The sequence below is a fragment of the Paracoccus aestuariivivens genome (assembly GCF_009711225.1).
GTDB lineage: Bacteria > Pseudomonadota > Alphaproteobacteria > Rhodobacterales > Rhodobacteraceae > Paracoccus > Paracoccus aestuariivivens.
This window is the reverse complement of record NZ_WMIE01000037.1, coordinates 1-12,331: the sequence shown is the minus strand read 5'-3', so window position 1 is coordinate 12,331 and position 12,331 is coordinate 1. Positions and strand designations below refer to the sequence as shown.

Below are 12,331 nucleotides of genomic sequence, written 5' to 3'. Positions count from 1 at the left end.
GGTTCTCTCGGAAAAGCCGGACACCGCGTTCGCGAAGTTCGGCAGGATAGGCGGGGGTGAATTTCTGCTTCGTCATAGGGCTCATCCTTCGAGTGTTTTACTCTCCGGTAAACCCGGGGCGGTTCAGACATCTGGCAGGCCGAAACCAAGGCCGAGGCCAGCGCCGCCTTCGACTTTTTCGTCGAAACCTGCGGGGTGAAATACGACAAGGCTGTCGCCAAATTGGTTAAGGACCGCGCGGCGCTGCTGACCTGTCTCATGACTACCCGGCCGAACACTGGAAACACATCCGCACCTCGAATCCGATCGAAAGCACCTTCGCCATCGTCCGGCACCGCACGAAGCGCACCAAGGGATGTCTCAGCCGCAAGACCGGGCTGGCCATGGCCTTCAAGCTGATGATGTCAGCACAGGGGAAATGGCGCAAACTCGATGGCCAGAACCGCCTGCCCGAAATCATCCAAGGGGTCGAGTTCCGAGACGGTCTCCGCCAACTTCAAGCCCCCGCCTGAGCAGGCGTCACCAACTTTCGCCCATATCTCTTGTCGGTGGGCGGGCAGGCGCTGCAAGTTCGTCCCGACCTCATCATTGAGAACACTAATACCGGCGCTCGCATCATAGTCGAAGTCAAGCACTCCTACATGACCATTCCGACAAACCTATGGCCAAATATGTGGAGCCAGCTGTGGCGCTATTCTCAAATGAAGGGCATTAGAAGCTCACCCCGCGCCACCGTGGTTGGGGAAGTTTGGGGCGACGAGATCCCCGCGCGGCAGCTTTTGATCATTCTTCCGCTTTCTCTTCGAAATTTACGGAGGTGTCTGAAGTGTGTGACCGGAAGAGATCATTTCAATATGGCCGGCGAGTAGCGTCAGAGTTGGGGATTTGATTCGTTTGCTGTCCCAGCGAGCGGCAGTTAGGTCCGCATCGCCGCTGTCGCACCAAGAATTTCACTGGGCGGTGACTGAGTGGCGGCTTCGACGCAAGCCCCGGTACAGCATTTTTCAAGGTCGACCGGCAGCAGTGGGTCGCACCCTCACTATCCAATAGTCAGGCCGCCCGCCTCAAGCAAGCCTGTCAATTGCAATCCTGCTGCATAGTGTCCCAGGGGCCTGTGGCACCGAACGCAAGTGCTCAATAGACCGCAAGATACTCTGCGGAGACATAACCCGAAACTTTTGGCGAATCCGACAAGGATACTCTGCACCACGTCCGGTCTCCTGAGGGCGTGCAGTCCCTGCGGGTCAATTTGGTTCCGTCTGGAAGGCCCATAATCACATTATGCTCCAAGCCAGGACCGGATCTTAGTTTCAGGAGATCATCTGATCCTGCGCCCTTGACCACCACCCTGCTGGCCGAGCCGGAGGTGCATCCGGCGAGAAGAATTAAGGCCAAGATGGCGCTGAGCTTGGTTCTGCTCATTTTCTGTCCTCGATTGTTTTTTATGCATGCCCCGCCCTCGGTGTGAAGCGGATACCCGAAAAAGATGAGCACGAATTCAGGAGTGTGGTCGAGCCTCATAACGCACGGACCGTTTCGCCCCTATGTCTATAATCGCGGGGATATGTCTGTGCCACGGTTTAGCGACTGCCTCGATGAATGGCCCTATACAGCTTTGGCCACAATCAACGGGCAACAAATGGCTGGCCGTGCCGTCGACTGGATCCTCGGCGCTTGGCGGACCGACATTCTGCCACACCAAGTCATTTCAAGCCCATTTCTGTCGGTTGGACAAGGCGCTAAGCGAGCGATTCCCGTAGGTTCGGTAATGCGCAAAGTAACCGTCCAATCCTGACAAGTGCCGCACTTCGGCGCGCGCCAAAGCCGACTGTTGAACTGGCCCCGTTTTCGACCGGACACTTGGGCATAATCATGGAGGCTTAGGCATATGCCTGAGCGCGTGCTTATGTCTGAGATAGAGATCATCACCGATGGTGGCCGTCGGCGCCGCTGGACTACGGCCGAGAAGCTGCGGATCGTCGAGGAGACGCTGGACGAGCGGGCCAGCATCTCGGTCGTGGCGCGCCACAATGGTGTGGCGCCGAACCTTTTGTATCGTTGGCGACGGCTCATGCTCGAAGGGGGGAGTGTCGCCGTGACCGAGGACGATGAAGTCACCAGCAACAGGATCGTGCGGCAACTGGAGGATCGCATCCGAGAGCTCGAACACCAGCTTGGCCGCAAGACGCTGGAATGAGCATGGTGGCGCCATTGGTTCGAGCCGCCATGCGAATGAGATCCTGCGCGAGGCCTTGGACAAGTCACGGTCAAAAAAACCGACGTGGCTCGCGTGGTCGCCGTTGAAGGGCGATTTCCAATGAAGGTGGTGGCGGAAACCCTGGGCGTGGCCCGTTCCAACCTGATTGACCGGCTGAAGGGCAGGACGAAGCCGCGTCGGCGCTATCAAAAGGCGCAAGACGCGGCGGTGGTGCCGTTGATCATGGCCCTCGTGTCGGCGCGTCCGACTTATGGCTACCGGCGGATCACGGCGATCCTGAACCGGCAGTTGCGATCAGAGGGCTTTGCGCCGGTCAATCACAAGCGGGTCTACCGGATCATGCAGGCCCATAACCTGCTGCTGGCACGGAAATATTCCGAACGCCCCGAACATGTGCACGACGGTAAGGTGATCGTCATGCGCTCGAACCTGCGCTGGTGTTCGGATGGGTTCGAGTTCATCTGCCGGAATGGCGACATCGTCCGGGGCGCCTTCCTCATCGATGCTCACGACCGTGAGGTCATAGCCTGGCGCGCAGTGATCAACGCCGGGATCAGTGGCTCCGACATCCGGGACATCATGCTCGAAGCCGTGGAACGTCGCTTCGGCGCATACCGCGCGCCCTCGGTCATCAAGATGCTTTCCGACAACGGCTCGCCCTACACCGCGAAGGACACGCAGACCTTCGCCCGTCAGTTAGGCCTGAAGCCCTGCTTCACGCCTGTCCAGAGCCCACAAAGCAACCGTATCTCGGAGGCTTTCGTGAAGACGCCGAAGCGTGACTACGTCCAGGTGACGCCGCTGCCGGATGCCCAGACCGTTCTCGGATTGATCGGAAGCTGGATCGAGGACTACAACGACAACCACCCGCATTCAGGGCTGAAGATGCGCTCGCCCCGCGAGTTCATCGCAACTCAAACCGCAACCGCCTGAGTGTCCGGTGAAACGGGGGCAAGCCCAACTGTGGAGGAAACCTACTAAGTTATCCAAATCATCAAGATCACAGCGATTTTGGTGTTATTTTGATTGATCGACCAAAATTCATTCCCGGGTCGAACGGCGTGCCGGACCGTTTCTTTATAGGATTCCTATTTCTTTCCCTCCGGCCCCGTCTCGAACCTTTATGGGGATTCAGCCCATTTACATGACCGAGCCTGACCGCGAGCACCTCGGAACGTGGGGCCCTCGAAAACCCGTTTCCGGCAGCGGTCGCGCAGTGGAAAGACGAGGTATGAAATGATATTCGACTATCTCTTGGGCGGGGCCGCTACGATCTTCGTGACGGTCTATCTGGTCTACGCGCTGCTGCGCCCCGAGCGCTTCTGATCGCAGGGGCCGATAACATGAGCACGTTGATCAGACAAAAGCTCACCGCCTGGCAGGATGAATGTGTCCGCACGCAAAGGCTGCAAGCGACGCATCTGCTGCTGGCGGCGACGGCGCTTTCCACGGTCCTCGTGATGATCGTTCAGGCCGCTATCTGGATCGCGGCCTGATCTGCCCTGCGTCACGCAGTAACTCGGGCCGGACATCTGTAAACCCGCTGGAGTCTCCGATGAGCCAGTCAAGATCCGCGAGCATCTTCGATGCCCGCATCATTGGGCCTGCCCTTGGTGGCGCCTTTACCAAGCTGCACCCGAAGGTGCTTGCGAAAAACCCGGTCATGTTCGTCGTGGCCGTGGTCTCGGTGCTTTGCGCCATGCTGTTTCTTAAAGATATTGCGACCGGGGCGGATGGCCTCGGATTCTCGTTCCAGATCATTCTGTGGCTGTGGTTCACCCTGCTTTTCGCGAACTTAGCCGAGGCCGAGGGCCGGGGCAAAGCCCAAGCCGAAAGCCTACGCAAGACGCGCTCCGCGACCAGCGCCAAGCTGCTTTCCGATGCCGAAGGCCGCGACTTTCGCAGCGTCCCTGGTGACAGCCTGAAGGTCGGCGATGTCGTGCTGGTCGAGGCGGGAGAGATCATCCCCTCGGATGGCGAAGTGATGGAAGGCGTGGCCTCGGTCAACGAGGCCGCGATCACGGGTGAATCCGCCCCGGTGATCCGCGAATCCGGCGGCGACCGCTCGGCCGTCACGGGCGGGACGCAGGTGCTGTCGGACTGGATCAAGGTCCGCATCTCGGCCGCTGCCGGTTCGACCTTCATCGACCGCATGATCGCGCTGGTTTCGGCCATCGGTATCGCGGGAATGGATCGTCTGGTGCGGTTCAATGTGCTCGCGATGTCGGGCCGCGCGGTCGAGGCGGCGGGTGACGTCGACACGCTGCTTCCGGACAAGACCGGCACCATCACGCTCGGCAACCGTCAGGCGACCGAGTTCCGTCCGGTCAAGGGCGTCAGCGACCGCGAATTGGCCGATGCCGCGCAGCTGGCCTCTCTGGCCGACGAGACCCCCGAGGGGCGCTCGATCGTGGTGCTGGCCAAGGAGAAATACGCCATCCGCGCCCGCGACATGCAAAGTCTTGGCGCGCGCTTCGTGCCCTTCACGGCGCAAACCCGGATGTCGGGGGTGGATTTCGACGGCCAGTCCATCCGAAAAGGCGCGGTCGATGCGGTTCTGAAATATGTCGAACTGGCCGAGGCGGCGGGGATCTCCGAAAGGCCCTCGTCCGAGAAGGCGCGTGAGATTCAGGCCATCGCCGATGAGATCGCCAAGACCGGCGGCACGCCGCTGGCGGTGGTGCGCAACAACCAGCTTCTGGGCGTGATCACCCTCAAAGATATCGTCAAGGGCGGCATCCGCGAGCGTTTCGCGGAACTGCGCCGTATGGGCATCCGCACGGTGAAGATCACCGGCGACAACTCTATGACCGCCGCAGCCATCGCCGCCGAGGCGGGCGTCGACGATTTCCTTGCCGAGGCGACGCCGGAAAACAAGCTTGACCTGATCCGCAAGGAGCAGGCCAAGGGCAAGTTGGTCGCCATGTGCCGCGACGGCACCCACAACGCGCCCGCTCTGGCTTAGGCCGATGTCGGCGTTGCCATGAACACGGGCACAGTCGCCGCGCGCGAGGCCGGGAACATGGTCGATCTCGACAGCGATCCGACCAAGCTCATCGAGATCGTCGGTATCGGCAAGCAGTTGCTGATGACGCGCGGTTCGCTGACGACGTTCAGCATCGCCAATGACGTCGCGAAGTATTTCGCCATCGTGCCGGCCATGTTCGTTGCGCTTTATCCCGGGCTTGATGCGCTGAACATCATGGGGCTGAAGACGCCGGAGAGCGCGATCATGTCGGCGATCATCTTCAACGCGCTGATCATCATCGCGCTGCTCCCGCTGGCGCTGAAGGGTGTCACCTACAAGGCGATCGGGGCCGATGCGCTGCTGCGCCGCAATCTTCTCATCTATGGCCTTGGCGGTCTGGTCGTTCCGTTCATCGGCATCAAGCTGATCGACGTGATCATCACCTCCGTCGGCCTCGCATAACAGGAGCAGGCAATGGTGCTGTTCTATTTCCTTCTCGGTCTGGCGGTGTTCGGGGTGCTTTGGACCCTCGCATCGATCCTTGACCGCAGCTGATCTTGGGATCGGAGCAATAAAATGACACTTCAGGCAATTCTTCTTGTCCTGATCATCATCGGCGGCGCGGCCCTGCTGTCCTGGCCGCTGGGCCGCTACATGACGCGGGTCATGGACCCCGATGGCGGGACCGGCGCGATGACGGGCGTCTTCCGTGGCATCGCGGGCAGCTTGGGCCGCGAGGAACAGGACTGGAAGCGCTACGTCTTCGCGATGCTCGCTTTCAACATCGTGATGTTCACAGTGGTCTATCTGATCCAAGCCACGCAGCAATGGCTGCCCCTGAACCCCGACGGGATGGGCGCGGTGCGCCCGGACCTGATGTTCAACACGGCAGCGTCCTTCACCACCAACACCAACTTGCAGCATTACTCGGGCGAGTCGACTTATAGCTACCTGACCCAGCTTGGAGGCTTGATGTGGCTGCAATTCGTCTCGGCGGCGACGGGTCTTGCGGCGCTGGTCGCGATGGCACGGGGGCTGGCTGGGCGGAGCTTGGGCAACTTCTGGCTGGACGTGCAGCGGGCAAGTTTCCTTGTCCTTCTGCCGGTGGCGCTGGTCTTTGCCGCGGCGCTGGTTCTGGGCGGCGTGCCGATGACCTTCGGCGGCTCGGTGGTCGCGACGACGCTTGAGGGCGTCCAGCAGACCATCGCGCGCGGTCCCGTCGCGGCCTTCGTCACCATCAAGCAGCTTGGCACCAATGGCGGCGGCTTCTTCGGCCCGAACTCGACCCACCCGCTAGAGAACCCGAGCTTCTGGACGAATATGATCCAGATGGTCGCGATCATCATCGTCCCGATGGCCTGCGTCTGGATGTTCGGTCGCATCATTGGCCGGATGCGTCATGCCGTGGTGATCTTCGCGGTGATGCTGGTCTTCGTGCTCATCAAGACCACCGGCGCGGTCGTCTTCGAGACCACCCCGACGCAAGCCTTCGCGGGACTTCCGATCGCACAGGATGTCGGCAACCTCGAAGGCAAGGAGTTGCGCTTTGGCGCCACGGGCGGCACGCTTTGGGCGGTGCTGGCCACGGCGACCTCGAACGGCTCGGTCGGCGCAATGCATGACAGCCTCAACCCGCTGACCGGCATGATGCCGATGGTGGGGATGTGGCTGAACGAAAGCTTCGGCGGCGTCGGCGTGGGCATGATCAACATGTTCCTTTACATCGTCGTCGCGGTCTTCGTCGCGGGCATGATGATCGGCCGGACCCCGGAATATCTGGGCTGGCGGGTCGAATCCCGCGAGGTGAAGCTGGCGCTGTTCGCGCTGCTGGCGCATGGCGTCTTCATCCTTGGCGGCACGGCGATCTTTGCAGCGACGCCGTGGGGTGCTGCCACGCTGAACAATATCGGCCCGCATGGCTTCAGCGAGATCCTTTACGAGTTCACCTCGGCTACCGCCAATAATGGCTCGGGCTTCGAGGGGCTGGGCGACAATACCGTGCCGTGGAATATCGCGACGGGTCTGGTGATGCTGTTCGCCCGCTTCATCCCGATCATCCTGCCGCTGGCCATCGTGGGCTTCATGTCCTCGAAGCGCCGCGCGGCGGAATCTGCCGGCACGCTCAGCGTCGAGGGCGGCGTCTTCGCCACCATGCTCGCCGTCACCGTCATCGTCGTCGGTGCGCTCACCTTCTTCCCTGCGGCAACGCTGGGCCCCATCGCCGAACATGTCATGTTCATGAACTGAGGAAAGGGCGAGGACATGCTTCAATCGCTTCTTGCCAGCCTGCGCATCACCGCCGCCACAATGGCGATCTGCGTTGCAGGCTATTCCGCCGCTGTCTGGGCTTTTGCCCAGACCGTCACCCCCTTCACCGCGAACGGCTCGATCCTGATGGACCCTGCGCGCAATCCCATCGGCTCGCGCCAGATAGCCCAAGGGTTCTCCCAGCCCGGCTATTTCTGGTCGCGCCCCTCGGCAGTGGATTACAATGCCGCCGGGGCCGCGGGCTCGAATAGATCGCCCACCAGCGAGGATCTGAAGGCCCGCGCGGCCGAGACCGTCGCCGCCTATGGAGCGACCCCCGACAATCCGCTGTCCGCCGATCTGGCGGCAGCCTCGGGCGCGGGGCTTGACCCGCATATCTCGGAGGAGGGCGCGCTTTATCAGGTTCCCCGCGTGGCGGAAGCCCGCAAGCTCGACCCCGTCAAGCTTACCGAACTGGTCAATCAACAGGCGCGCCCCCCCGGCGCCTTCCTGAGCAATGGTCGGATCGTCAATGTGCTGGACCTGAACCGCGCGTTGGATCAGCTTGAAGACACGCAGAAACAGGTGGTTGCAGGCCAGTGACGCCCCGCAGCATGCAAGAGCAATAACCCATGCCCGACACTTTCCCGCTGGACGATACCCGACCCTCGCCCGATGCCCTGCTGCAACAGGCCGAGCAAGAGACGCGTGGCCGGTTCAAGATCTTCCTCGGGGCCGCGCCGGGCGTGGGCAAGACCTATGAGATGCTGGAATCCGGTCAGGCGCGGCGGCTCGATGGCACGGATGTGGTGAACGGCGTCGTCGAGACTCATGGCCGTGCCGAGACACAAGCCCTTGTCGAGGGCTTTGAACTCACCCCCCGCCGCCTTATCGACTATAAGGGCCAGAAGCTCGATGAGATGGATCTGGACGCGATCCTTGCCCGCCGTCCGGCATTGGTGCTGGTCGATGAACTGGCCCATACGAACGCGCCGGGCTCGCGCCATCCCAAGCGCTATCTCGACGTGCTGGAACTGCTGGATAACGGCATCGACGTCTACACCACGCTGAACATCCAGCATGTCGAAAGCCTGAACGATGTCGTGGCCCAGATCACCCGCATCCGCGTGCGCGAGACCGTGCCCGACGGCGTGCTCGACCGGGCCGACGATATCGAGATCATCGACCTGACACCCGACGACCTGATCAAGCGGCTGCATGAGGGCAAGGTCTATCTGCCCAAGACCGCCAGCCGCGCGATCGAGAACTATTTCTCGCCCGGAAACCTGACGGCTTTGCGCGAATTGGCGCTGCGCCGCACCGCACAGCGGGTGGATCAGCAGCTTCTGACCCATATGCAGGCCAATGCCATTCGCGGCCCTTGGCCCAGCGGCGACCGGGTTCTGGTCTGCATCGATCAGACGACGCGCGGGCCGTCCCTGGTGCGCTACGGCAAACGGCAGGCCGACCGGATGCGCGCGCCGTGGGCTGCAATCCATGTTGAATTGCCGAAATCGGTGCGCCATTCGGACGGGCAAAAGGACCGCGTCGCGGCGACCCTGCGCCTGGCCGAGCAGCTCGGGGCCGAGACCGTGACCCAGCCGGGGCAAGAGGTCGCGCGCGAGGTGCTGCGCTATGCCAATGCCAATAATTACAGCCATATCATCACCGGACGGACCGAGGGGCCGCGCTGGCGCGAATGGGCCTTCGGATCGGTCTCGGGCGAGTTGATCCGGGGCGCGGGCGATATCTCGATCCATGTCATTGCCGGGCGTGACCACGAAGGCGCGGCGCATCGCCGTGACCTTGCCCATAGCGCCCAGCCGTTTCGCTGGCAGCCCTTTCTGCTGGCGCTGCTTTATCTTGGCCTCGCACTTGGCATCGGGATGTTGTTGTCGCGGGCACTGGACGTGCGCAATATTGCCATTGTATTCCTGATGGCGGTCATGGCCTCGGCGGCGACGGCGGGGCTTTGGCCCGCGCTGTTTGCGTCCTTCGCCGGGGCACTGATATTCAACTTCTTCTTTCTCGATCCGGTCTACACCTTCACGATCAGCGACCCCGAAAGCGTGGTGGCGCTGGTCTTCTTTCTGGGCGCGGCCATCCTGACCTCGAACCTGACGGCGCGGGTGCATCGGCAGGCGCGCGTGGCACGTCAGCGCGCCCGCACGACCGAGGACCTCTATCACTTCTCGAAACGCCTGACCGTCGCCGGGACACTGGATGACGTGCTTTGGGTCAGCGTGAACCATATGGCGACGATCCTGCGGCTGAATACGGTGATCCTTTTGCCCGAGGGCAGCAGCGTCTCGGTCCGCGCCGGTTTTCCCCCCGATGATTCGCTGGACGGGGGCGACATCGCCGCCGCGCATTGGGCATGGGAGCATAACCGCCCCGCCGGACGCGGGGCCGATACTTTGCCCGGCGCTAAACGCCTTTACCTGCCCTTGCGCACGGGGCGGATGACGGTGGGCGTGGTCGGTCTGGACAATGACGGCACCGGGCCGCTGCTTTCCCCCGAACAGCAGCGCATCTTCGACGCTTTGGCCGATCTGGCGGCGCTCGCGATCGAGCGGATCCAGCTGGTCGATGACCTCGACCGCGCCCGGATGGCGGCCGAGGCCGACAAACTGCGCTCGGCGCTGCTGACCTCGATTTCGCATGATCTTAGGACGCCTCTGGCGGGGATCATGGGCGCGACGGGGACGCTGAGGGACTATCACGCCTCGCTTTCCGACGAGGACCGGGATGAGCTTTTGCTAACCGTTCAGGACGAATCCGAACGGCTGAACCGCTTCATCGCCAATCTGCTGGACATGACGCGGATCGAAAGTGGGCTGACCGCGCCGAATGCCGGGCCGGTCGATCTGGCCGATGTGATCGGCTCGATGCTCCGCCGCACCCGCAAGCTGATGTCCCGCCACCACACCACAACCGCCATCCCGCACGACCTGCCGCTGCTGAAGCTGGACCCGGTGCTGATGGAGCAGGTCCTCTTCAACCTCGTGGACAATGCCGCGAAATACGCCCCCGAAGGCAGCGAGATCCGCATCGAGGCATGGACCGACGGCCCCTTCGTCCTGACCCGCGTGATGGATGAAGGCACCGGCATCCCCGAGGGCGATCTGGAGCGCGTCTTCGACATGTTCTATCGCGTCCGTAAGGGGGACCATGTTCAGGCCGGCACCGGCCTCGGCCTTGCCATTTGCCGGGGCTTTGTCGAGGCGATGGGCGGCACCATCCGCGCCGATAACCGTCCCGACCGCTTGGGTGCCATGTTCACGATCCGCCTGAAGACCCCGCCCGCCGAGGCGGAAAAGCCAGAGATGCAACGATGACCACGAATGACACCAAGATCCTGATCGTTGATGACGAGCAGCCGATCCGTAAATTCCTGCGCGTCGGGCTGGCCGCCGAGGGTTTTGCCACCATCGAGGCCCGCAATGCCCGCGAGGCAGGCGAGCTTCTGACCGCTGAAAAACCCGATATCGTCCTGCTGGATCTGGGCCTGCCCGACCGTTCCGGCCATGAGGTGCTGGAAAGCTGGCGCGCCGCTCTGATCAAGACGCCGGTGGTGATCCTGTCGAGCCGCACCGACGAGGCCGGGATCGTCAAGGCGCTGGAGATGGGCGCGGATGACTATATGACGAAACCCTTCAGCATGCGCGAACTGGCCGCCAGGCTGCGCGTCTCCCTGCGCCACCGCCTGGCACGGCAGGGCGAGAAGCCACTCTTCCAGACCGGAGACCTGACGGTCGATCTGGTCCGCCGCATCGTCCGTGTCGCGGGCGAAGAGGTGAAGCTCTCGCCCAAGGAATATGACCTCCTGCGCATCCTCGTCAGCCATGCCGGCAAGGTTATCACCCATCAGCATCTGTTGCGCGCAGCCGACTGACCGGCCCGTTTCCTGCAAGAAAGAGACCGATGAAAATTTCGCACCTTCTTGACCTGGAACACATCCGCCTCGACGTCTCCGTCGAGAGCAAAGAGGACGTGTTCCTTCTGCTCGCGCAAGTGGCGGCGCAGGCAACGGGACTGCCCGCCGCCGACCTGCTGGAAGCACTGAGCAAACGTGAAGCACTTGGTTCGACGGGAATCCGCCATGGCTTCGCGCTGCTTCATGCCGCCTTGCCGGGCTGGATCGCTTCTTTGCCAGCCTGATCTGCCTGTCGCGCCCCTTGTCTTATGGCGCGCTGGACGATGCCCCGGTTTCGGTCGTTCTGTTGCTGCTGTTCCCCTTGGGCCAAGAGCAGGAAGCCCTAACGGTTCTGGCCGCCGCCGCGCGCGGGAAGCGGCAACCCGCGATCCGCGAGGCGCTGAGTGAAGCCGAGAGCCCATGGGATATTCCACCTCTGCTGGGCGATGAAGGCGCTTGAACCGCCGCGGCACTGCCCGACCATGCAGCAAGAAAAATGAGCCAGCTGGATTCAGCACGTCTATGAACTGAGTGGACTCTCTCGTCCACGATCAGGCCACCTGTTTCAAATCACTCGACGACGTATAATCGCCGCGATCTATTCAAAGATTTCGCTGCGCCCTGTCTGAGCGACGGCTTCGGCGATTGCCTTAGTGCATCATTCGTTTGAGTTACTGGCCGCAATGGGCCGGCTGGCAAGGATCCTGTCGGCCGGTTTGCTGTTAACTTCTCAATCCCTTCGGACACGTCATCACTCAGAGGTGGTCGCACGAATTCGGACCGGGGGCTAAGCTTTAGCGCCTGAGGAAGAATGACCGGAAATGACGAAACGCAGACCTATTCTGCAGCGTTCAAGGCGAAGGTGGCTCTTGAGGCCATCCGCGGGGAACTGACGACGGCCGGGTTGGCCAAGAAGTTGAACGGCGAACGCCACCGGTTCGGGAGAGCCGTTCAACGATATCCATCCGACGATGATCCGCGG

The 12,331-nt window shown here is 62.1% G+C and carries 9 protein-coding genes and 3 pseudogenes; 11 read left to right on the top strand and 1 reads right to left on the bottom strand.

Annotated elements, in window-relative coordinates; translation table 11 throughout:
• Nucleotides 1-126 precede the first annotated feature (126 nt).
• Nucleotides 127-512 (top strand): annotated as a pseudogene (locus tag GL286_RS21510) (transposase); the annotation flags it as partial.
• A gap of 622 nt (nt 513-1,134) precedes the next feature.
• Here the strand turns inward: GL286_RS21510 and GL286_RS21505 are convergent.
• On the bottom strand, nt 1,135-1,422 hold the full coding sequence (locus GL286_RS21505) for an SH3 domain-containing protein (protein WP_155097619.1): 288 nt from the start codon (nt 1,420-1,422) through the stop codon (nt 1,135-1,137).
• Nucleotides 1,423-1,888: 466 nt separating this feature from the next.
• Between GL286_RS21505 and GL286_RS21500 the strand changes: the two are divergent.
• The 10 genes and pseudogenes from GL286_RS21500 to GL286_RS21455 all read left to right on the top strand — a co-directional run bounded on the left by GL286_RS21500 (nt 1,889) and on the right by GL286_RS21455 (nt 11,809).
• Nucleotides 1,889-3,151: pseudogene (locus tag GL286_RS21500) on the top strand (IS3 family transposase).
• Between the two features lie 303 nt (nt 3,152-3,454).
• A complete protein-coding gene (gene kdpF, locus GL286_RS21495) occupies nt 3,455-3,544 on the top strand; it encodes a K(+)-transporting ATPase subunit F (protein WP_155097618.1) in 90 nt (29 codons plus the stop codon).
• A 17-nt stretch (nt 3,545-3,561) separates the two neighbouring features.
• Nucleotides 3,562-3,714: a hypothetical protein gene (locus tag GL286_RS21490; RefSeq protein WP_155097617.1), complete on the top strand. Its 153-nt coding sequence runs from the start codon at nt 3,562-3,564 to the stop codon at nt 3,712-3,714.
• Nucleotides 3,715-3,773: 59 nt separating this feature from the next.
• Nucleotides 3,774-5,648: pseudogene (kdpB, locus tag GL286_RS21485) on the top strand (potassium-transporting ATPase subunit KdpB).
• 114 nt (nt 5,649-5,762) lie between these two features.
• Nucleotides 5,763-7,433, top strand: coding sequence for a potassium-transporting ATPase subunit KdpA (gene kdpA / locus GL286_RS21480; protein ID WP_155097616.1), 1,671 nt, complete (start codon nt 5,763-5,765; stop codon nt 7,431-7,433).
• 15 nt (nt 7,434-7,448) lie between these two features.
• Nucleotides 7,449-8,036 carry a potassium-transporting ATPase subunit C gene (locus GL286_RS21475; protein ID WP_155097615.1) on the top strand — a complete coding sequence of 196 codons (588 nt, stop codon included), beginning with the start codon at nt 7,449-7,451 and terminating at the stop codon, nt 8,034-8,036.
• Between the two features lie 29 nt (nt 8,037-8,065).
• Nucleotides 8,066-10,771 (top strand): sensor histidine kinase, encoded by a 2,706-nt coding sequence (locus GL286_RS21470; RefSeq protein WP_155097614.1) that lies wholly within the window; start codon nt 8,066-8,068, stop codon nt 10,769-10,771.
• On the top strand, nt 10,768-11,328 hold the full coding sequence (locus GL286_RS21465) for a response regulator transcription factor (RefSeq protein ID WP_155097613.1): 561 nt from the start codon (nt 10,768-10,770) through the stop codon (nt 11,326-11,328). The genes GL286_RS21470 and GL286_RS21465 overlap by 4 nt, the downstream gene beginning before the upstream one ends.
• A gap of 29 nt (nt 11,329-11,357) precedes the next feature.
• Complete coding sequence (locus GL286_RS21460) at nt 11,358-11,594, top strand: PTS sugar transporter subunit IIA (protein WP_155097612.1); 237 nt, start codon at nt 11,358-11,360, stop codon at nt 11,592-11,594.
• Between the two features lie 17 nt (nt 11,595-11,611).
• On the top strand, nt 11,612-11,809 hold the full coding sequence (locus tag GL286_RS21455) for a hypothetical protein (RefSeq protein WP_155097611.1): 198 nt from the start codon (nt 11,612-11,614) through the stop codon (nt 11,807-11,809).
• Nucleotides 11,810-12,331 lie beyond the last annotated feature (522 nt).

Coding starts and splice junctions, on each gene's coding strand:
- GL286_RS21505 (WP_155097619.1), bottom strand. CDS start 1,422: ATGAGCAGAACCAAGCTCAGCGCCATCTTGGCCTTAATTCTTCTCGCC.
- kdpF (WP_155097618.1), top strand. CDS start 3,455: ATGATATTCGACTATCTCTTGGGCGGGGCCGCTACGATCTTCGTGACG.
- GL286_RS21490 (WP_155097617.1), top strand. CDS start 3,562: ATGAGCACGTTGATCAGACAAAAGCTCACCGCCTGGCAGGATGAATGT.
- kdpA (WP_155097616.1), top strand. CDS start 5,763: ATGACACTTCAGGCAATTCTTCTTGTCCTGATCATCATCGGCGGCGCG.
- GL286_RS21475 (WP_155097615.1), top strand. CDS start 7,449: ATGCTTCAATCGCTTCTTGCCAGCCTGCGCATCACCGCCGCCACAATG.
- GL286_RS21470 (WP_155097614.1), top strand. CDS start 8,066: ATGCCCGACACTTTCCCGCTGGACGATACCCGACCCTCGCCCGATGCC.
- GL286_RS21465 (WP_155097613.1), top strand. CDS start 10,768: ATGACCACGAATGACACCAAGATCCTGATCGTTGATGACGAGCAGCCG.
- GL286_RS21460 (WP_155097612.1), top strand. CDS start 11,358: ATGAAAATTTCGCACCTTCTTGACCTGGAACACATCCGCCTCGACGTC.